This is a genomic window from Mycolicibacterium houstonense (assembly GCF_900078665.2).
Lineage (GTDB): Bacteria > Actinomycetota > Actinomycetes > Mycobacteriales > Mycobacteriaceae > Mycobacterium > Mycobacterium houstonense.
In genome coordinates, this window is record NZ_LT546208.1 from 421,933 (window position 1) to 442,111 (window position 20,179).

The 20,179-nt window shown below is 67.9% G+C and carries 20 protein-coding genes and 1 pseudogene; 10 read left to right on the forward strand and 11 right to left on the reverse strand.

Going from position 1 to position 20,179, the window contains the following annotated elements; genetic code table 11:
• The first annotated feature begins 13 nt into the window (after positions 1 to 13).
• Complete coding sequence (locus BN4332_RS30050) at positions 14 to 670, forward strand: TetR/AcrR family transcriptional regulator (protein ID WP_066903524.1); 657 nt, start codon at positions 14 to 16, stop codon at positions 668 to 670.
• A 2-nt stretch (positions 671 to 672) separates the two neighbouring features.
• Here BN4332_RS30050 and purE read toward each other — a convergent pair whose 3' ends face one another.
• Positions 673 to 1,212, reverse strand: a complete 540-nt coding sequence (purE, locus tag BN4332_RS30055) for a 5-(carboxyamino)imidazole ribonucleotide mutase (protein ID WP_200820461.1) — start codon at positions 1,210 to 1,212, stop codon at positions 673 to 675.
• The gene (locus BN4332_RS30060) at positions 1,196 to 2,356 is read right to left on the reverse strand and encodes a 5-(carboxyamino)imidazole ribonucleotide synthase (protein WP_066903602.1); all 1,161 of its coding nucleotides are present in this window, start codon (positions 2,354 to 2,356) and stop codon (positions 1,196 to 1,198) included. Before BN4332_RS30060 ends, purE begins: the two co-directional genes overlap by 17 nt.
• A gap of 182 nt (positions 2,357 to 2,538) precedes the next feature.
• On the opposite strand from BN4332_RS30060, the gene BN4332_RS30065 reads away from it, so the two are divergent.
• Positions 2,539 to 3,201: a GtrA family protein gene (locus BN4332_RS30065; protein ID WP_066903528.1), complete on the forward strand. Its 663-nt coding sequence runs from the start codon at positions 2,539 to 2,541 to the stop codon at positions 3,199 to 3,201.
• Here the strand turns inward: BN4332_RS30065 and BN4332_RS30070 are convergent.
• The 7 genes and pseudogenes from BN4332_RS30070 to BN4332_RS30100 all read right to left on the reverse strand — a co-directional run bounded on the left by BN4332_RS30070 (position 3,156) and on the right by BN4332_RS30100 (position 10,563).
• A complete protein-coding gene (locus BN4332_RS30070) occupies positions 3,156 to 3,674 on the reverse strand; it encodes a PH domain-containing protein (protein ID WP_066903530.1) in 519 nt (172 codons plus the stop codon). The genes BN4332_RS30065 and BN4332_RS30070 overlap by 46 nt on opposite strands.
• Before the next feature lie 9 nt (positions 3,675 to 3,683).
• Entirely contained in the window at positions 3,684 to 4,481 is a 798-nt protein-coding gene (locus BN4332_RS30075; protein ID WP_066903604.1) for a biotin--[acetyl-CoA-carboxylase] ligase, read from the reverse strand.
• 29 nt (positions 4,482 to 4,510) lie between these two features.
• Positions 4,511 to 5,731, reverse strand: a complete 1,221-nt coding sequence (locus tag BN4332_RS30080; RefSeq protein WP_066903532.1) for a lipase family protein — start codon at positions 5,729 to 5,731, stop codon at positions 4,511 to 4,513.
• 17 nt (positions 5,732 to 5,748) lie between these two features.
• Positions 5,749 to 6,861, reverse strand: a complete 1,113-nt coding sequence (locus tag BN4332_RS30085) for a 3-ketosteroid-9-alpha-monooxygenase, oxygenase component (protein WP_066903534.1) — start codon at positions 6,859 to 6,861, stop codon at positions 5,749 to 5,751.
• Positions 6,858 to 8,340, reverse strand: a pseudogene (locus tag BN4332_RS30090) (FAD-dependent oxidoreductase). The gene BN4332_RS30085 and the pseudogene BN4332_RS30090 overlap by 4 nt, the downstream one beginning before the upstream one ends.
• Positions 8,337 to 10,007, reverse strand: coding sequence for a steroid-22-oyl-CoA synthetase (casI, locus tag BN4332_RS30095; RefSeq protein WP_066903536.1), 1,671 nt, complete (start codon positions 10,005 to 10,007; stop codon positions 8,337 to 8,339). The pseudogene BN4332_RS30090 and the gene casI overlap by 4 nt, the downstream one beginning before the upstream one ends.
• On the reverse strand, positions 10,000 to 10,563 hold the full coding sequence (locus BN4332_RS30100) for a nuclear transport factor 2 family protein (protein ID WP_084459463.1): 564 nt from the start codon (positions 10,561 to 10,563) through the stop codon (positions 10,000 to 10,002). Before BN4332_RS30100 ends, casI begins: the two co-directional genes overlap by 8 nt.
• A gap of 363 nt (positions 10,564 to 10,926) precedes the next feature.
• Between BN4332_RS30100 and BN4332_RS30105 the strand changes: the two genes are divergently transcribed.
• A complete protein-coding gene (locus tag BN4332_RS30105; protein WP_435405216.1) occupies positions 10,927 to 11,700 on the forward strand; it encodes a type IV toxin-antitoxin system AbiEi family antitoxin in 774 nt (257 codons plus the stop codon).
• A gap of 13 nt (positions 11,701 to 11,713) precedes the next feature.
• On the opposite strand, the gene BN4332_RS30110 is transcribed toward BN4332_RS30105, so the two are convergent.
• Positions 11,714 to 12,853: a PucR family transcriptional regulator gene (locus BN4332_RS30110; RefSeq protein WP_066903540.1), complete on the reverse strand. Its 1,140-nt coding sequence runs from the start codon at positions 12,851 to 12,853 to the stop codon at positions 11,714 to 11,716.
• Between the two features lie 125 nt (positions 12,854 to 12,978).
• Here BN4332_RS30110 and BN4332_RS30115 point away from each other — a divergent pair, with 125 nt between their 5' ends.
• The 6 genes from BN4332_RS30115 to BN4332_RS30140 all read left to right on the forward strand — a co-directional run bounded on the left by BN4332_RS30115 (position 12,979) and on the right by BN4332_RS30140 (position 17,396).
• A complete protein-coding gene (locus BN4332_RS30115; protein WP_066903542.1) occupies positions 12,979 to 14,607 on the forward strand; it encodes an acyl-CoA carboxylase subunit beta in 1,629 nt (542 codons plus the stop codon).
• On the forward strand, positions 14,604 to 14,864 hold the full coding sequence (locus tag BN4332_RS30120) for an acyl-CoA carboxylase subunit epsilon (RefSeq protein WP_084459457.1): 261 nt from the start codon (positions 14,604 to 14,606) through the stop codon (positions 14,862 to 14,864). The genes BN4332_RS30115 and BN4332_RS30120 overlap by 4 nt, the downstream gene beginning before the upstream one ends.
• A gap of 11 nt (positions 14,865 to 14,875) precedes the next feature.
• Positions 14,876 to 15,514, forward strand: a complete 639-nt coding sequence (locus BN4332_RS30125; RefSeq protein WP_066903544.1) for a Maf family protein — start codon at positions 14,876 to 14,878, stop codon at positions 15,512 to 15,514.
• Positions 15,515 to 15,808: 294 nt separating this feature from the next.
• A complete protein-coding gene (locus BN4332_RS30130) occupies positions 15,809 to 16,036 on the forward strand; it encodes a hypothetical protein (protein WP_235654332.1) in 228 nt (75 codons plus the stop codon).
• Between the two features lie 59 nt (positions 16,037 to 16,095).
• Entirely contained in the window at positions 16,096 to 16,983 is an 888-nt protein-coding gene (locus BN4332_RS30135; RefSeq protein ID WP_066903546.1) for a sulfurtransferase, read from the forward strand.
• A gap of 2 nt (positions 16,984 to 16,985) precedes the next feature.
• Positions 16,986 to 17,396 carry a SufE family protein gene (locus BN4332_RS30140; RefSeq protein ID WP_066903611.1) on the forward strand — a complete coding sequence of 137 codons (411 nt, stop codon included), beginning with the start codon at positions 16,986 to 16,988 and terminating at the stop codon, positions 17,394 to 17,396.
• A gap of 15 nt (positions 17,397 to 17,411) precedes the next feature.
• Here BN4332_RS30140 and BN4332_RS30145 read toward each other — a convergent pair whose 3' ends face one another.
• Positions 17,412 to 18,140, reverse strand: a complete 729-nt coding sequence (locus tag BN4332_RS30145) for a DUF6199 family natural product biosynthesis protein (RefSeq protein ID WP_066903548.1) — start codon at positions 18,138 to 18,140, stop codon at positions 17,412 to 17,414.
• A 201-nt stretch (positions 18,141 to 18,341) separates the two neighbouring features.
• On the opposite strand from BN4332_RS30145, the gene BN4332_RS30150 reads away from it, so the two are divergent.
• Positions 18,342 to 20,138 (forward strand): acetyl-CoA carboxylase biotin carboxylase subunit, encoded by a 1,797-nt coding sequence (locus BN4332_RS30150; protein WP_066903550.1) that lies wholly within the window; start codon positions 18,342 to 18,344, stop codon positions 20,136 to 20,138.
• The last annotated feature ends 41 nt before the right edge of the window (positions 20,139 to 20,179 follow it).

Below are 20,179 nucleotides of genomic sequence, written 5' to 3' on the forward strand. Positions count from 1 at the left end.
GAAAGGTGCACTCATGCCCGATCTGCCAAGTACACGGGAGCGCCTGGTCAGCGCGGCATTCGAGCTGTTCGAAGAACGTGGGTACGAGGCCACCAGCGTCGACGACATCGCCGCACGGGCGGGGGTGGGACGCACCACCGCGTTTCGCCAGTTCGGGTCGAAAGAGGCGTTGATCTTTCCCGATCACGAGACGCTGCTGCGGCGCGCCGACGAGAGGTTGTCGGCGGCGCCGGCCGACGCGCTGCCCGCGGAAGTCATCGCGGTGGCGACCACGTCGGTATTCGAGAACTATCTAGCCGAGGGCGAGCGCGCCAGGACGCGGTATCGGCTCACTCGCACGGTAGGAGCCCTGCGCGACTTCGAAACGGCCGTGGTGTCACGGTATGTCCGGCTGTTCACCAGACATCTGAGGGCCGCGCAGAGCGGGGACTGGACGGCAGATCTGCGCGCCGAACTGTTTGCCAACGCCGTGGTTGCCGCGCACAACCACGTGCTGCGCCGATGGCTGCGCGGCGACGTGACGAATCCACGATCGGACCTGGCCGAGGCGCTGGCCGCGACCTGGCCGATCTATCGGGGCGGCGCCGGCCGCACCGCGGTGGTGGTGATGTCGACCGATGAACCGATCGAGTCCTTGACGCCTCGCATTCGCGAGCTCATCGGGGATTGACGTCAGTCGTCGCCCAACAGGCGATCGCGCAAGGCGGCGTCCTTCGCCAACACCATGGCTTCCAGATCAGCTTGGAATTTCACCATCCGAGCCTGCAGCGCGGCGTCCGCGGCGCCCAGAATTCGCACGGCCAGCAATCCCGCATTCCGTGCTCCGCCAATGGAAACCGTGGCCACCGGCACCCCGGCCGGCATCTGCACGATGGACAGCAGGGAATCCATGCCGTCGAGGCGGGCCAGTGGCACCGGAACGCCGATGACCGGAAGCGGTGTGGCCGAGGCGACCATGCCGGGCAGGTGTGCGGCGCCTCCGGCCCCGGCGATGATCACCTCGATGCCCCGGTCCGCGGCGGTCTTGGCGTAGTCGAGCATGCGTTGCGGCGTGCGGTGCGCCGAGACCACACCGACCTCGAACGGCACCTCGAACTCCGCGAGGGCGGTGGCCGCGTCGGACATCACCGACCAGTCACTGTCGCTGCCCATGATGAGCCCGACCCTGGGACCCGAACCCGAGCCCGTCGCTTCGCTAGTCACCGTGTTCATCCCATCCGTCGGTCCACTCACCGTGTGACAACCAGTGCGCCGCCCGCACCGCACGCTCGCGGAGTTCGTCCATATCCGTGCCGATGATGTTGACGTGCCCGAGTTTGCGTCCGGGCCGCTCCCCCTTGCCGTACAGGTGCACCTTCGCATCGGGGATCCGGGCGAACAGGTGGTGCAGCCGCTCGTCCATCGACATGGTCGGCGTCTGCGGCGCCCCGAGGACGTTGGCCATCACGGCGGCCGGCGCAATCGCCGAGGTGTCGCCGAGCGGGTAGTCCAGCACGGCGCGCAGATGCTGCTCGAACTGGCTGGTGACGGCGCCGTCCATGGTCCAGTGCCCGGAGTTGTGCGGGCGCATGGCCAGCTCGTTGACCAGCAGGCCACCGTCGGCGGTCTCGAACAGCTCGACCGCCAGCACCCCGACCACACCCAGCTCGTTGGCCACCCGCAGGCCGAGTTCCTGTGCGGCCGAACCGAGTTCGTCGGACAGTCCGGGCGCCGGCGCGTACACCTCGACACAGATGCCGTCGCGTTGCACGGTTTCGACCACCGGCCAGGCCGCGCCCTGCCCGAACGGCGAGCGCGCCAGCAGCGCGGCGAGCTCCCGGCGCATCGCGACGCGCTCCTCGGCCAGCACGGCCACGCCGTCGGCCAGGTACCCGGCCACGACCCCGCGGGCGGTGGCCAGGTCGTCGGCCATCACCACGCCCTTGCCGTCATAGCCGCCGCGCACCGTCTTGATCACCACCGGACCGTCGATCTCGCGCACGAACGCCTCGACATCCTCGACGGAGGTGATCTCGGCGAACCTCGGCACCGGGGCGCCGAGGCTCTGCAGCTTGCGCCGCATCAACAGCTTGTCCTGCGCGTGCACCAGCGCCTGCGGCGGCGGGTTCACCGTGATCCCCTCGGCGACGAGCTGCTCGAGGTGTTCGGTCGGCACGTGCTCGTGGTCGAACGTCAACGCCGAGGCGCCGGCGGCCGCCTGCCGCAGGGCGTCGAGATCGGTGTGAGACCCGATGACGACATCGGGAGTGACCTGCGCGGCGGATTCGTCCGGTCCGGCGGCGAGTACTCGCAGTGTCTGCCCGAGGGCGATCGCGGCCTGGTGGGTCATCCTCGCGAGCTGGCCGCCGCCGATCATCGCCACCACGGGCGATGCCCCGCCGGCAGGCGAGGACGGCTTCTTGGGAGTTGTCGGCACGCGCTCTATGGTGTCATGCGCCGATTGTTGTCATCTCCGTGACCGGTGCATTGACCTGCGGTTAAGGCCCGGCCTCGCAGCGATGCGGCATCGAAGGGCGCATTTCCGTACACTGCCTACCTGTGTCCTTCGCCGATGCGACCATCGCGCGCCTGCCGCGATTCGTTCGTCCCTACGCCGAGCAGCATCACGAACTGATCAAGTTCGCGATCGTCGGCGCGACGACGTTTGTCATCGATTCGGCGATCTTCTACACGCTGAAGCTCACCGTGCTGGAGCCCAAGCCGGTCACCGCCAAGATCATCGCCGGCATCGTCGCGGTCATCGCCTCCTACATCCTCAACCGGGAATGGAGCTTCCAGAACCGCGGCGGCCGCGAGCGCCACCACGAGGCATTGCTGTTCTTCGCATTCAGCGGCGTGGGTGTGCTGCTGTCGATGCTTCCGCTGTACTTCTCCAGCTACGTGCTGGGCCTCCGGGTGCCGGAGGTGTCGCTGACGGTCGAGAACATCGCCGACTTCATCTCGGCCTACATCCTGGGCAACCTGCTGCAGATGGCGTTCCGGTTCTGGGCGTTCCGCCGCTGGGTGTTCCCCGACGAGTTCGGCCGCAACCCCGATCTGGCACTGGAATCGACGCTCACCGGTGGCGGCATCGCCGAGGCGCTGGAGGACCACGCCGAGCGCAAGTCGGCCACGGTGACACCGCTACGCCGGCCCAGCCGCCGCGCGAAGCTGCGTCAGCTCGGTGACTCTTCGGACCCCAGGGTGTCGAAAACTTCGTGATACAGCAGTGAGTGCACCTGTTCCACGCGCGGAATGTCGTGGAATTCCAGGGGATCTTGCGACGCCGATTCAATGATCAGGGTGCCGGTGCGCAGCACCCGGTCGATCAACCCGTGGCGGAATTCGACGCTGTTGATCCGGGCGAGCGGGATGTCGATGCCGGCCCGGGTCAACACGCCGTGGCGGAACATCACCCGCCGATCGGTGATGACGAAGTGCGTGGTCCACCAGTTCAGGAACGGCCAGACGGCGAGCCAGCCGACCACGACGAGCCAGATCACCCCGATCACGATGAACAGCACGTTCTTGGCGGTGGCCTGCCAGTCCATGGCATTGACCACGGCCGCCACGAAGGCCGCGGCCGCCGTGGCCAGGAGCAGGACCAGGACGGCGCCGATCAGGCGTTTCCAGTGCGGGTGCCGATGCAGCACCACCTGCTCGTCTTTGGCCAGCACATTCTCCGGGTAGCCCACGGCAGAACTCTACGACTCCACGGGCCGCAGGTGGGTGATGTCGCCGGCCGACACCGTGACCCGGTCGGTTCCGGTGTCGATGATCAGCCGACCGAGTAGGTCGATGTCGGCGGCCGTTCCCTCCACGCCGGTGTCCCCGGGCAGGATCGCTCGCACCCGGCTGCCGATGGTGACGCTGCGTTCGCGGTAATCGGTCGCCAGCTTGGGGTCGGCCTCGCGCCAGCCGGCGAACCGGTCGGCCAGATGCCGTAGCAGCGCCTGAGCCAGCGGGCCGCGGTCCACGATGGCCGCGCCGAGCCGGGTCAGCGAGGTGGCGCGCGGGTCGGGCGCCTCGTCGGAGGTCATCGTCACGTTGAGGCCGACGCCGACCACGACGACCGGTGCCGGTGACGCCACCTCGGCCAGGATGCCTGCGAGTTTTCCGCCGCCCGGCCCTACCTGCACGTCGTTGGGCCATTTGAGGCCCACGCGGATGCCGGTGAGCTCGGCGACGGCGTCGACGACGGCGACCCCGGTGGCCAACGGCAGCCAGCCCCAGGTGTCGACGGGCACCCCTGCGGCGTCGACCCCGACGGACAGGGCCAACTGGGAACGCGGTGGGGCCGACCACTGCCTGCCGTGTCGGCCGCGCCCGGCGTTCTGATGCTCGGCGATCAACACCGCCCCGGCGATGTCCTCCCCGGCGGCCGCCCGGGCCAGCAGATCGGCGTTGGTGGATCCGGTTTCGTCGACGACGTCGAGCCGGCGCCAGGGCGCGCACAATCCGGCTCGCAGTGCGGCGGTGTCCAGCGGTGGTCGCGTATTCATCGCGGCCAGCTTACTGGGGGCCGGAAATGTCACTCACCGCAATTGGATTCGGTGGGCGCCCCGGCGAAACGCTGCACCAGCCAGTTCATGATGTCTTCGTCGGGATAGCCCTTGTCATGATCTGCCTGGGACAACTCCACATGCTGGATGTCAGCGCCCAGGCGGCAACTGAGCTTCACCGAGTAGTCGACCCACGACGGCAACACCACCTGGTCCTGCGTTCCGTTGATCACCACCATCGGCGCCGCAGGCGGCCGCTGCGGCAACGCGGTCTGTCGCAACGCGCGTACCAGCTCGTCGGTGGCCTCGACGCTTTCCGGCCGCATGTCGTCGGCGTCGAGGCCGGACCGCAGCCAGGTGTCCTGCTCCGTACAGCCGAGGAAGCCGGGGATCGTCGGGTCGGCACTGCCGCGCAGGTACGGCGACGTGCTGGGCAACAGGCCGGCTCGGTGCAGGCCGACGACCACCAGCGGCCACACCCCTTGTTGTTCGGCGGTCAGCTCGCCGCGGTAGGCCCGCTCGGCCAGGTCGACGACGTTGACCGGCGGCGCCAGTGCCATGGCGCCGGCCATCGTCAGACCGTCACCGTAGGTGTCAGCCAATTCGTTTGCCGCCCAAGCGGACTGACCACCCTGCGAACCGCCGAACGCCGCCCAGTTCGATGACACATCGGGAAACAGCCGCATCAGCGCCCGGGTCGCGTCGATCAGGTTGTAGCCAGCCGAGTACGGCTCAAGATAAGCGTGCACACCCTGATCGCCGAGGCCCTCGTAGTCGCTCATCGCCACCGCGAAGCCCGACGCGAGCAGACCGGTGACCGTGGCGGTGTACCCCATCAGGTCGGGCCGCAGCGACGGCCCACATCCGTGGTCTGACCCCGTCGTGGCGTGGCCCACCGAAACCACGGGCCAACCGCCGGCCGGCGGCGCACCCTTCGGCACGGCGAAGACCCCACCGACGTCGACCGGCCGGCCGGTCACCCCCGATGTCGAGCGGTACAGCGCCCGCTTCACTTCTCCGGCGGCTGCGGCGAGTTCGGCTGAATAGCGCACCCCGGTGTCGACCCTCACGATCTCACCGCGCCGGGCCAGGGCCTCCGGGGTGGGAGCCGCCGGGGCCCGGGCGATCGGCGGATACAGACCCGGAGCCTCCGGGGAGGACGACTTTGTCCCGCACGACACCAGACCGACCGCGAGCAGTACGGCGCAGACATAGCGAGCCACCCGCTCGGCGCCGTGCCGCATCGACATGTCCGTACCCCGCGGGGCTATCGCGGCGCCGCCAGGTTGGCCGCCACCTCCTGCTGCCAGAGCTCGTTGGCGTGCGTGGTGTCGACCTCCTGCTCGAAGCGGTCGGTCATGTCGGGCGTGACGTCGGCGACGTCGACATAGAACTGCTCGTACCACCGCCGATGGTGGTAGACGGGCCCGTCCTCCTCCGTCAGCAACGGGTTGTCGATGCGCGCCTTGTGTTTCCAGATCTCGACGTCCTCCATGAAGCCGTCACCGAAACTGCGGCTCATCGTCGCCGCAAGCTTCTCGGCCTTCTCGGCCGGCAGCCCCGGATTGCGCTGGACCGCGACGCCCCACTGCAGCACGAACGAGTCGTGCGTCACCGGGTAGTGGCAATTGATCAGGGCGATCTCGACGGTGAAGTTCGGGGCCAGATCGTTGTGCAACCAGTTGATCATGTACGCCGGGCCGAAATACGTTGCCTCCGAACGCAGATAGGTGCCGTCCCAGAGTTCTCTGGTGGCATAGTCCGGCCGCGGCTTGGACTCCATGAACTGGCTGGCGGTGTGGCCTTCGATGACGTTCTTGAAGTACGTCGGGTAGGCGTGGTGGATGTAGAAGAAGTGCGCCATGTCGACGTTGTTGTCGACGATCTCGCGGCAGTGCGACCCTTCGATCAGCAGCGAGTTCCACTGCCACGGTGACCAGATGCCGTCCTCGTAGCCCTCGATGGTGGGCGGGGTCAGCTCGGCGGCCGGCTCCGACCCTTCCGGGTCGTGCCAGACCAGCAGCTGGCCGTTGACCTCGATGGTCGGCCATTTACGGGTGCGGGCCAGCCGCGGTGTGCGCTTGGCGTACGGCACCAGCTTGCACTTGCCGTCGCTGCCCCAACGCCAGTCATGGAACGGGCAGGCCAGATTGTCGTCCTTGACCGACCCCATCGACAGGTCGCCGCCCATGTGCCTGCAGTACGAATCCAGCACGTGCAGCGCGCCGGCCGAGTCGGAATAGACGACGAGTTTGGTGCCGAACGCCTCGATGCCGTGCGGCTGCCCGTCGCGGAACGAATCGGCGAGCCCGATGCAGTGCCAGCCGCGCGCGAACCGCGTCATCGCCGCGCCGGCGTCGATCTCCCGGATGTCACTCATGCTTCTCGTCCTAACATGTCTTTGACCGCCAGGTGGCTGAACAGCATGCTCGTTCCGATCGGATTTCCGCCGCCGGGATAGGCATGGCCGCTGGGGGCGGCCATGGTGTTGCCCGCCGCGTACAGGCCTGCGATCACCTGACCGTCGGTGTCGAGTACCCGGGCGGCGGTGTCGGTACGCAGCCCGCCCTTGGTGCCGAGGTCGGAGATGCCGAACGCCGCGGCATGGAACGGCCCCTTCTCGATCGCGACCAGAGGTGACGCGCCGCCGGAGAACGCCCGATCGTAGGCCTCGTCGCCGCGGCCGAAATCCTCGTCCGTGCCGGACGCGACGAAGGTGTTGAAGCGTTCGACGGTGGCGGTGAGGTTGTCGGCGTGGACACCGATCTTGGCGGCCAGCTCCTCCAGGGTGTCGGCGGTGTGCCACAGCCCGGCGTCGATGTATTGCTGGGTGTCGACCATCGAGACGTTGGTGGCCTTGACCGGAGGTACTTCGCCCTCACGGTCGTCGTAGATCATCCAGTACGGCAACGTCATCGAGCCGTCGGCCAGCCGGGGCAGGATGGCCCGGCCGATGCGGTCGTAGGCCGCCGACTCGTTGACGAACCGCTGCCCGTTCTGGTCGACGAAGATGCCGCCGGTGAACCACAGCGCGAAGGCCGACCGTCCGTCCGGATGCGTCATTCCCGGGGACCACCACGCCTGCTCCATGAGGTCGACATCNAGAGGTGTAAAAGAGACAGCCGTACTCACGGCGCAGTTCGTCGTTCCCCTCGAACCCGCCCGCCGCGAGCAGCACGCCCCGGCGGGCCTGGATGGCCCGGCGCTGACCGTCGGATTCGACGATCGCGCCGGTCACCGTCCCGTCCTCGACCACCAATTCCACCAGCGCGGTGTTGCGCCGCAGCGAGGCGTCCGGGTACTGCTCGATGGCTTTCAGGAAGCGGGCGATGAGGGCCCGGCCGCCGATGAAATAGTCGTCGGGCTGTTCGGCGCCGAGCCGGTCGGCGTCGAGCGGCCCGCGGACCAGCTCACGTAGGTGCGGCGCCTTCTCCACCTTGAGCGGGCGGGCCGCGATGTGGCGCTGACCGTCGGTCCTGGCCTTGGGCGCCTTGCCGAAGTAGTCGGGCCACGGCATCGGGGCGAACTTCAAGATGTCGTCGGCTTCGAGGTACTCGATGAGGCCCGCACCGCCGCGAACGTAGGTGTCCTGGAGTTCGCGCGGGGTGCGGTCGCCGACGACGGCGTGGTAGTACTCCAGCGCGTCCTCGATCGTGTCGTCGGTGCCGGCCCGCTTGAGCACGGGATTGCACGGGAACCACACCCCGCCGCCACCGGAATACGCTGTGGTGCCGCCGAATTTGTCGCTGGCCTCCACCAGGATCACCGACAGGCCTTCGCGGGCCGCGGTGTAGGCGCCGGTGACGCCACCGCCGCCCGACCCGGCGATCAGCACATCACACTGGTCATCCCACTTCATAGATAACGCTGCCTCCCGTACTGCGTGAACTCGGCGTCCAGCGACTGTTTGTCATCGTCGCCCATGGCCTCATACGCGGGCGCGCCGCGTCCCACCCACCGGTACACGACCTCGTCGGTGTGCCAACGTTCCTGTTGCAGTTCACGTTTGAGCACCTTGTTGGACCCGGTGACCGGTAGGTTCTTCGACACCCGCAGGAACCGCGGAATTCCCTTGCTGCCCAGATCGTCCTGTTCGGCGAGGTAGTCGACGAACGCCGCGGCGTCGAAGCCGCTGGGGTCGGCCACCTCGATCGCGGCCATCACCTGGTCACCCGACCGCGGATCAGGCACCGCGTAGGCCCCGGCCGCCACCACCTCGGGATGGCGGCGCAGTACCCGCTCGATGTTCAACGCCGAGGTGTTCTCGCCGTCGACGCGGATCCAGTCCCCACGCCGGCCGGCGAAGTAGATGAAGCCGTCCTCGTCGAGATACCCGAGATCACCCGTCCAGTACCACCCGTTGCGGATGCGCTCGGCGTTGGCTTCGTCATTCTTGTAGTAGCCCTCGAAGGTGCGGGTGCCGAACTTGTCGACGATCTCCCCGACCGCATCGTCCGGATTCAGCACCCGGCCGTGCTCGTCGAAAACAGCTGGGACGCAATCCTTCAGCGATTCCGGATCGACGATGGCCACCCCGGCATGCGCGGGCCGGCCCAGCGCGCCCGGCGGCATGTCCGGCGCCAGCACCACCGCTCCACCACCCTCGCTGGACCCGTAGCCCTCGAACAGTTCGGCACCGAACCGGCGCTTGAACTCCTTCTGGTCGTCCGGCGAGGCCTCGGTGCCGAAACCCCGCACCAACGGGTTGTCGGCGTCGTCGGGTTGTTCCGGCGTGGCCATCAGGTAGCCGAGCGCCTTGCCCACGTAGGTGAAGAACGTCGCGCCGTAGTACCGCACGTCGGGCAGGAACCCCGACGCCGTGAACGACGGCGTCAGGCACACCGTCGCGCCGACCGACAGGGCGGGCGCCCACAGCGCCATGATCGCGTTGCCGTGGAACAACGGCATGCAGCAGTACTCGACGTCGTCGCGCACATGGCCGAACTTCTCGGCAGCCGCGTAGGCGATCCGGGCCAGCCGCCCCTGGCTGCAGATGACGGCCTTGGAGGCGCCCGTCGTCCCCGAGGTGAACAGCAGCAGCATCAGCGAGTCCTCGCCGACCCCGGCCGCGGCGGCGGGAACGCCGCGGTGTGCGTCGACCAGCGCCAGGTAGTCCGGAGTGTCGATCACCAGGATGCGTTCCGGGCCAAGCCCGATGTCGAGGCTGCGCAACCGCTCGGCACCGGCGGTGTCGGTGACGATCAATTGGCAATCGGCATGGCGGATTTCGGCGGCCAGCTCGGCGGCGCCACGGGTGGGGTTGATCCCGACGACAGCGGCCCCGACGAGTGCCGCACCGCCCAACCAGAACACGAAGTCGGGCTCGTTGTCGAGCAGGATGCCGATATGGAAGGGGCCTTGGAATTGCCCCGAGTCCCGCAGCGCCTGGGCCAGCGCCCCGCGCGCGGCGGATTCGGCCACCACCTCATCCCAGGTCCAGTCCCGGTCGCGGGTGCGCAGGCCGAGGTGCTGGTCGCCGACCCGGTCGAGCAGCAGCGACGCGATGTCGGTCCGGGCGTCAGGCATGGGCTTCGGCGGCGGCGCGCTTCTGGTCGACGTACTTCTGCGGCAGGTCTTCGGGGTTCAGCTTGGTCACGCTGACCGGGCCGGTCTGGTAGGCGTCCTCACCGAGGATCAGGCCGTCGGCATCGATCGGCCAGTTGATCAGCTGACGGAACAGCAGCAGGTAGTCGCCGTCCGGGTCCTCGACCTCGACGCCGATCGCCTGGGCGGCCGCCCCCGGGTAGATCATCTTCATCCAGCCTTCGGTCATCAACAGATCATCGTCGACGGCAAGGCGATCGATCTCGAAAACGAGGTGGTTGGCACCGCTGGCCACGAATGCCTCGTAGTAGGCACGCACGCCCTCGGTGGTCTTCGGCCCCATGTCGGCGTTGGCGTACCAGAAGTGATAGTCCGGGTTCGGAGCCAAGGTGGCCATCAGGCGTTCCATGTCCGGCTCCGCCTCGGCCTTCATGTGCTCGAGAACGATGCTGAGCACCTGACGATGCCGCTCGTCGGTGGTCACGGCGAGACGTTCTTCCACCGGAACCCAGGTCTTGGTCGGGTCGATGACGGCCATGTCGGCCTCCTTGTCTGTTGCGGGCTGCATCGCAATCTTGGCCAAAGTGGTGATGCCCGTCACCCGACATGCGTCGCGCGATCCGACCGATTCGCCCGACGCCCGTCGGGGTGGGCCGGGATCGCGCCAGGCTCCTCCCCCGAAAGCAACGCCATGGTCGCTGCGCGGCGCCGCCAACGACCATGGCGTTGTCCTCGAGTGACGTGGGAGCCGAATCTCGGTGTTCGGCGTCCAACAGATGTGCGAGTTCCATTCGTCGGGAGCGCGGCCGTGGCGGCCGGCCATCTCACGAGAGGCCAGCTGCGCAGCCGGTATCGGCCGATCTACCGCGATGTCTATGTACCCCGCGAGCACCAGACACGCTTGCGTGACAGGGTCGTCGGCGTCGCCCTCACATCGCCCGATGCGGTGATCGCCGGCCTGGCCGCCTCGGCGATGCATGGTGCCAGGTGGGTCGACGACACCGCTCCGGTCGAATTGATCGCGACCGTCCGGCCTCAGCGGGGGTTGATCGTTCGGCGGGAAACCGCGCATCAGGACGAGGTCATGACCGTCGGAGGTATCCGCGTTACCACTCCGGCCCGGACGGTTTTCGATCTCGGCCGTCACCTGACGAGGGACCGGGCCGTCGAGCGGATGGACGCACTGATGAACGCTTGCCCGGTCGACCTTGAGGACGTCGCGCTCATCGCGAAACGCCATGCCGGTGCTCGGGGCCTGCGACGGCTCAGGGTGGCGTTGCCACTGGCCGATGCGGGGGCCGAGTCGCCGCCGGAATCGCGGCTGCGGTTGTTGTTCATCGATGCCGGACTGCCCTGTCCAACAACGCAGTTCGTCATCTGCGACGAATCCGGGCGTTACGTCCGCCGGATCGACATGTGCTGGGAGCAGTACCGGGTCGGGGCCGAGTATGACGGCGAGCAGCATCTGACCAGTCGGCAGCAATATGTGCTCGACGTTCGGGTGAACCGGGTGCTGCAGCGGCTCGACTGGCACGTGGTGCACGTCATCAAAGAGGACCGGGGCGACGACATCGTCGCGCAGGTGCGCGCCGCCCTGGTGTCGCGGGGCTGGGAACCCGGTCCCGAAAGCAACGCCGTGGCTGCCCGTCCGCGCCGTGAGCGACCATGGCGTTGATCTCGCGAAAGGCCTAGAGCAGGTCCGCGTCGGCGAGTTCGGCCGAGGACATCGAGATCCGCCGGACCATGAGTACGAGCGTGCCAAGAAACCGGTCCACCGGATCCTCGAAGTCCCAGCCCATGGCGGCCTGGATGCGGGCCAGGCGGGCCGCGACCGTGCTGTGGTGCACGTGAAGTTCGGCGGCGGTGCGCCGCAACGAGCCGTAGACGAAGAACGCCTCGGTGGTCTGCACATCGAGATCCCCGGCGGGCGTCGACGCAATCTCGTTGATGCGGGCCACATCTCGGTTACGCCGCACCCGGTCGATCGGCAGGTCGGCCAGCAGCTCCAGCGAGCTGAGCCGTTCGTAGGCCACCACGCGCCTGCCGAACCCGGTCGACGACGCGAACCGCAGCGCCCGCACGGCTTCGTGCCATGATGTGGACGCACTGAATGCGCTTCCGACAGAACCGATTCCGACCCACGGCCCGGACGCCGTGTGGGTGCTCACCACCGCGGGAAACCGTTCGACGATGAGCCGCTCAAGCCGATCCGAGAGCTCGCGCATGTCGAACGACCCCTGGCACACGATCGCCGTGGCGTTGCCGATCACCGCCGACCGCACCGTCGGCGCGGACAGCACATCGGTGATCAGATGGACCGTCTCGCCCGGCGAATGACCCGACGCCGCCAGCACACACGTCGGCCGGAGCTCGTCGAGCCCCAACAGCCGCATGGCCCTGGCCCGGTCTTCGCGATGTTCCTTGGCCGACAACACCACCTCGAGCAATGCCGGATCACCGAGGTGCGGAGTGCCGCTCACCCCGGTCCGCGCCGCGACCCGCCCGATCACCCGGCGCAGCCGGTCGAGCAGCACGGCATCCAACGGGTGGCCGGAGCCGTCTCGCTCCACCCAGACGACGGTCTCGTGCCCCACCGGCGGCGCGGCGCCGTCGTCGATCGGATCGAGGCGTCCCGATGCGTCGTAGCGGACGGCGGTTCCTCCCGGCCACCGGACACCCACGGGGCATCCGGCGGTCAGTGCGGCAAACCGTACGGCCGCATCCGCATTGGCCTCCTGCTCCTCCATCGCGTCGAATTGGGCGACGAGCCGCAGCACCGATGCGGGATCGGTGCCCAGTTCAGAGAGCAGAACCGGCGCCGTGGTCATGTCGAGAGCGTAGGCGCAGGGCCGCCACCGGCGTCAGGCCACAGCACACAACGCCAACCAGAGTGACGCGCGCCACGCCCACCTCTCTTAGACCTGTCTTAGGGTTACCGATAACATCGGGTCCCATGACGAGCGTTACCGAGCCGTCCGCCGAGCACCAGGTGGACATCCACACCACTGCAGGCAAGCTGGCCGATCTCAAGCGACGGGCCGAGGAGACGCTGCACCCGGTCGGCGAAGCCGCCGTGGAGAAGGTCCACGCCAAGGGCAAGCTCACCGCCCGCGAGCGCATCCTTGCCCTGCTCGACGAGGGTTCGTTCGTCGAACTCGACGCGCTGGCCAAGCACCGCAGCACCAACTTCGGCCTTGAGAACAACCGGCCGCTGGGCGACGGTGTGATCACCGGCTACGGCACCATCGACGGCCGCGACGTCTGCATCTTCAGCCAGGACGCCACAGTGTTCGGCGGCAGCCTCGGCGAGGTCTACGGCGAGAAGATCGTCAAGGTCCAGGAGCTGGCCATCAAGACCGGCCGCCCGCTGATCGGCATCAACGACGGCGCAGGCGCCCGCATCCAGGAGGGTGTGGTCTCCCTCGGCCTGTACAGCCGGATCTTCCACAACAACATCAAGGCCTCGGGTGTCATCCCGCAGATCTCGCTGATCATGGGTGCGGCGGCCGGCGGGCACGTCTACTCCCCCGCGCTGACCGACTTCGTCATCATGGTCGACCAGACCAGCCAGATGTTCATCACCGGCCCGGACGTCATCAAGACCGTCACCGGCGAGGACGTCACCATGGAGGAGTTGGGCGGCGCCCACACCCACATGGCCAAGTCCGGCACCGCGCACTACGTCGCGTCCGGTGAGCAGGACGCCTTCGAGTACGTTCGCGATCTGCTGAGCTACCTGCCCCCGAACAACTACGCCGAGCCGCCGCACTACCCGGTGGCCGCGCCTGAGGGCTCCATCGAGGAGACCCTGACCGAAGAGGACATCGAGCTCGACACGCTGATCCCGGATTCCCCGAATCAGCCGTACGACATGCACGAGGTCATCACCCGCATCCTCGACGACGACGAGTTCCTCGAGGTGCAGGCCGGTTACGCGGGCAACATCGTGGTCGGCTTCGGCCGGGTTGACGGGCGCCCGGTGGGCATCGTGGCCAACCAGCCCACCCAGTTCGCGGGCTGCCTCGACATCAACGCCTCGGAGAAGGCCGCCCGGTTCATCCGGACCTGCGACTGTTTCAACATCCCGATCGTCCTGCTGGTCGACGTCCCCGGCTTCCTGCCCGGCACCGACCAGGAGTACAACGGCATCATCCGCCGCGGCGCCAAGCTGCTCTACGCCTACGGCGAGGCCACCGTCGCGAAAGTCACCGTCATCACCCGCAAGTCCTACGGCGGCGCGTACTGCGTGATGGGTTCCAAGGACATGGGCGCCGATGTCGTGGTCGCCTGGCCCACCGCTCAGATCGCAGTGATGGGCGCTTCGGGCGCGGTGGGCTTCGTGTACCGCCAGCAGCTCAAGGAGGCGGCCGCCAAGGGCGAGGATGTTGATGCCCTGCGCCTGGAGCTGCAGCAGACCTACGAGGACACCCTGGTCAATCCCTACATCGCCGCCGAGCGGGGCTACGTCGACGCGGTCATCCCGCCGTCGCACACCCGTGGCTATGTCGCCAACGCCCTGCGACTGCTGGAGCGCAAGATCATCCAGATGCCGCCGAAGAAGCACGGGAACATCCCACTGTGAGCGCCGAGGTGCAGGCCGACGTCACCACCGACGAGGCCAAGACAGATCACGAGGCACACATCAAGGTGCTGCGTGGCGAGCCCACCGACGAGGAGATGGCCGCGCTGATGGCCGTTCTCAGCACCGCCGGTGGCGGCGCGGCCGAGCCGGCCGTGCGTGACCGCAACCTGTGGGGCCACCCGGTCGACAAGCTGCGCTACTCGATCTTCAGCTGGCAGCGGGTGACGCTGCTGGAGCGCACCCACATGCGGCGCTAGTGAGCCGCTAGATGACCCGGGTCGTCCTGGGTTCGGCATCGACAGGCCGGCTTGGCGTTCTGCGCCAGGCCGGCCTCGATCCGTTGGTCGTGGTTTCGGGTGTCGACGAGGACGCCGTGATCGCGTCGCTGGCCGATGCCCCACCGGAGCGGGTGGTGAGCGGACTGGCCGTCGCCAAGGCCGATGAGGTGCTCACCCGTCTGCCCGCGGCGCTCGCCGCGGACTGTGTCGTCATCGGCTGTGACTCCATGCTGTTTCTCGACGGGCGACTGTGCGGCAAGCCTGGCGATGTCGACACCGCGCGGCGACAGTGGCAGACGATGGCGGGCCGGACGGCCCAGCTGTACACCGGCCACGCCGTTCTCGCCGTCCGCGACGGGGCGGTGGCCCATCGCGTCGTCGACACCGGAATCACCGCGGTGCGGTTCGGTTCGCCGTCGGAGGCGGATCTGGAGGCCTATCTGCGCACGGGCGAACCCCTCGGTGTCGCAGGCGGTTTCACGCTCGACGGGATGGGCGGCTGGTTCGTCGACGGCATCGAGGGCGATCCGTCCAATGTGATCGGGTTGAGCCTGCCGTTGCTGCGCCGGATGCTCGCCGCGGCTGGGATTTCCATCGCGCAGCTATGGGCGCCGCGCACCGGGAGCTGACCGGCCTATCCGGCAGACGATCGCGGCGGAATCATGATGTTGGGCGATTCCGTGTGCAGGCGGTCCAGGGTCGTGGCCAGTTTCATGCCGGGTGTATCGATCACACGTCCGTACTCCTGTCGAATCTCGTTGAGCGAGACCACCGTTCGATAACACCGCGGTCATACCGACCCCGCCGGGGACCATCGCGGGCCGACGGCGTCGCGCGGCAGTGACCAAATTGCAACCTTTCCGGCTGGCGGCACGCCGTGTCGATGCCCAGAAAAGTCTCAACTACGGGTTGACACTGGGCCGATGCCGATCGAAGAAACGATGTGGGATGTTCGCGTGGCCCGCGACTTCGAAACATGCGATCTGGAGCGGCTGCGCGCCGCGTTCGCCGACATCATCACCAAACGGCTGTCGCCGGGCAAGCGACTGCTGCGGGTGGTGACCTGGTCCCAGAACGGCGGCTCGCTGTTCCGCGCCAACAACGGTGCCCGCCGGTACGCCGTGGCCTACGAGGTGGCCTACACCGCCTAGCCCCGCGCCGCGAGCGACTGCGGCGACGCAGATAGCCGGACCGACGGTACGCTCATGGTGTGCCGCTGCCTGCTGATCCCAGCCCCACTCTTGCCGAGTACGCCCATCCGGAGCGCCTGGTCACCGCCGACTGGCTGGCCAGCAACCTGGGCCGGCCCGGCTTGGCCATCGTCGAGTCCGACGAGGACGTCCTGCTGTACGACACGGGCCACATTCCCGGTGCCGTCAAGATCGACTGGCACCTCGACCTCAACGACCCTCATGTGCGTGACTACATCAACGGTGAGCAGTTCGCCGAGTTGATGGACCGCAAGGGCATCAGCCGCGACGACACCGTCGTCATCTACGGCGACAAGAGCAACTGGTGGGCCGCCTACGCGTTGTGGGTGTTCACCCTCTTCGGTCATCCCGATGTGCGCCTGCTCGACGGCGGCCGCGATCTGTGGGTCTCCCACGGCCGCGACACCACGCTGGAGGTGCCCACCCGGCAATCCAGCGGCTACCCGGTCGTCGAGCGCAACGACGCCCCGATCCGCGCCTACAAGGACGATGTCCTGGACATCCTCGGCAAGCAGCCGTTGATCGACGTCCGCTCGCCTCAGGAATACACCGGCGAACGGACGCACATGCCCGACTACCCGGAAGAGGGCGCGCTGCGCGGCGGGCACATCCCCACGGCGAAGTCGATCCCGTGGGCCAAGGCGGCCAAGGACAGCGGCCAGTTCCGCAGCCGGACCGAGCTCGAGGAGCTCTACAGCTTCCTCACCCCCGAGGACAAGACCGTCGTGTACTGCCGCATCGGTGAGCGTTCCAGCCACACCTGGTTCGTGCTGACCCACCTGCTCGGGCTGCCCGGCGTGCGCAACTACGACGGCTCCTGGACCGAGTGGGGCAACGCCGTGCGGGTGCCCGTCGCCGTCGGCCCCGACCCTGGTTCGGCACCGTGACCATGCCGGCCGCCCTGGCTGAGGTCGTCTCCGACTTCCAGGAGGTGGCCGGCCAGGACAAGCTGCAGCTGCTGCTGGAATTCGCCAACGAGCTGCCACCATTGCCGACTCATCTCGAGGAGGCGGCAATGGAGCCCGTGCCCGAATGCCAGTCCCCGCTGTTCCTGGACGTCGACGCATCCGACCGCGCCAATGTGCGGCTGTTCTTCAGCGCACCCCCGGAGGCGCCGACGACGCGTGGCTTCGCCGCGATCCTGGCCACCGGTCTCGACGGCCAGCCGGCCGACGACATCCTGGCGGTGCCCGATGACTTCTACACCGCCCTGGGACTCGGCGCGTTGATCAGCCCGCTGCGGCTGCGCGGAATGTCGGCGATGCTGACGCGCATCAAACGGCGGCTGCGCGCGGCCTGAGGTCCCGCCGACCTGCTACGGGTCCGGGTACATCCGCTGGGTGAGTTTCGGGACGACGTTGCCCGCCGCCGCGGGCAGGATCTCAGTTCCGTTCCGATCGACGATGGCCGAATCGGTGACGATGGGCGGCGCCACCGAGCCGTCGACGAACCGTGAGGTTTCGTGAACCTTATGTCCGACGCCGAGACGGCAGCCGTCCGACTTCGCGAGATCGCCGAGTTCTTTTGGCGCCCAAAATAATTCGGGGTTGACGAGCAGCGGCCCGGCCTTGACCGGGCCCGCCCCGCCGTAGGTGTAGCACGGGAAGTTCCACTTGTTCGGCCCGCGGCTTGCCGACTCGCGGATCTCCGCGCGCACCGATTCGCCAGGCGCCAGGTAGTACACGGTGACGCGGAGGCTTTTGGGAAACTTCTGGGTGAAATAGCCGATCACCGGCAGGGGTCCGCGATTCTCCGGCGCCGGGGCCACGAAGGCTGCCTCGACCGCGGCCTGCGCTTGTTCGGCTTCGCGCTTGCGTTTGGCCGACAGGTCGTCGCTGATGATCGAGCCACCGAGAAACAGCGCAACGATGACCAACCCGACCCCGCCTGCCCGGGTCAGCCCATAAACCGTGTCGCTCGGTTCGTTGGCCTCCGGATTTTTGAACTTCCAGGACTCGGTCACCCACCAGAGGCGCCTGGGCCAGGCCACCATGACCGCACCGGCCAACACGCCGACGACAATGACGAGAATCCCCGTTCCCACGGGCCAACCGTAGTTCCGCCGAGCCCGGCGGCGACGCAGCAATTTCCGCCGTCAGCAGGACCGATGGAGCCACACCGAGATTCGGGGTGAAACCTACTCACGGGTAACCGATACCGGTTTGGCAAGCCTCAAGGTGCGGCGCATAAACTGCCCGCGATAGATTCTTAAAGACGTTTCTTAGAGAACTGCCGAGGAGGCACCGTGGCCAACCACGCCAGCTCAAAGATCTCCAAGGTGCTGGTCGCCAATCGCGGGGAGATCGCGGTCCGGGTGATCCGCGCCGCCAAAGACGCCGGCCTTGCCAGCGTGGCCGTGTATGCCGAGCCGGACGCCGATGCACCGCACGTACGCCTCGCCGACGAGGCCTTCGCCCTGGGTGGCCAGACCTCAGCCGAGTCCTACCTGGTCTTCGAGAAGATCCTGGATGCCGCCGCCAAGTCCGGCGCCAACGCCATCCACCCGGGTTACGGCTTCCTGTCGGAGAACGCCGACTTCGCCCAGGCCGTGCTCGACGCTGGGCTGATCTGGATCGGGCCGAGCCCGCAGTCGATCCGCGATCTTGGTGACAAGGTCACCGCCCGCCACATCGCCGCACGCGCCCAGGCACCGCTGGTCCCAGGCACCCCGGACCCGGTGAAGGACGCCGACGAGGTCGTCGCCTTCGCCAAGGAGTTCGGCGTGCCGGTCGCGATCAAGGCCGCCTTCGGCGGTGGCGGTCGCGGAATGAAGGTGGCCCGCACCATCGAGGAGATCCCCGAGCTGTTCGAGTCGGCCACGCGTGAGGCCGTCGCCGCGTTCGGCCGCGGCGAGTGCTTCGTCGAGCGCTACCTGGACAAGCCGCGCCACGTCGAGGCTCAGGTGATCGCCGATACGCACGGCAACGTGGTCGTCGCGGGCACCCGCGACTGCTCGCTGCAGCGTCGCTTCCAGAAGCTCGTCGAGGAGGCCCCGGCCCCCTTCTTGACCGACGCGCAGCGCAAGGAGATCCACGAGTCCGCCAAGCGCATCTGCAAGGAGGCCGGCTACTACGGTGCCGGCACCGTCGAGTACCTGGTGGGCCAGGACGGCCTGATCTCCTTCCTCGAGGTCAACACCCGTCTGCAGGTGGAACACCCGGTCACCGAGGAGACCTCGGGCATCGACCTGGTGCTGCAGCAGTTCAAGATTGCCAACGGCGAGGCCCTGGACATCACCGAGGATCCGACCCCGCGCGGCCACTCGTTCGAGTTCCGCATCAACGGCGAGGACGCCGGCCGCGGCTTCCTCCCCGCCCCCGGCCCGGTGACCAAGTTCGAGGCCCCGACGGGCCCGGGCGTCCGGATGGACTCCGGGGTGGAGTCCGGCTCGGTCATCGGCGGTCAGTTCGACTCGATGCTGGCCAAGCTGATCGTCACCGGCGCCACCCGCGAAGAGGCCCTGGCCAGGAGTCGTCGGGCGCTGGCCGAGTTCAATGTCGAAGGGCTCGCCACCGTCATCCCGTTCCACCGGGCCGTGGTCTCCGACCCCGCCTTCATCGGTGACGACGAGAAGTTCGACGTGCACACCCGCTGGATCGAGACCGAGTGGAACAACACGGTCGAGCCGTTCACGGGTGGCGATCCGATCGAAGAAGAGGACACCGTTCCTCGCCAGACCGTCGTCGTCGAGGTCGGCGGCCGGCGCCTGGAGGTCTCGCTGCCCGGTGATCTGGCGATCGGTGGCGGCGGCGGTGCCGCGGCCCCCGGCGCGATCCGCAAAAAGCCGAAGGCCCGCAAGCGTGGCGGTGGCGGCGGCGCGGCGGCCTCGGGTGACTCGGTGACCGCGCCGATGCAGGGCACCGTGGTCAAGGTCGCCGTCGAGGAGGGCCAGGAAGTGGCCGCGGGCGATCTGGTCGTGGTGCTGGAGGCCATGAAGATGGAGAACCCGGTGACCGCGCACAAGGACGGTGTCATCACCGGCTTGGCCGTCGAGGCCGGCGCTGCCATCACTCAGGGCACCGTGATCGCCGAGATCAAGTAATTCTTCTCACGCCGAGTGGCCACTTGTGGCACAGATTCTGT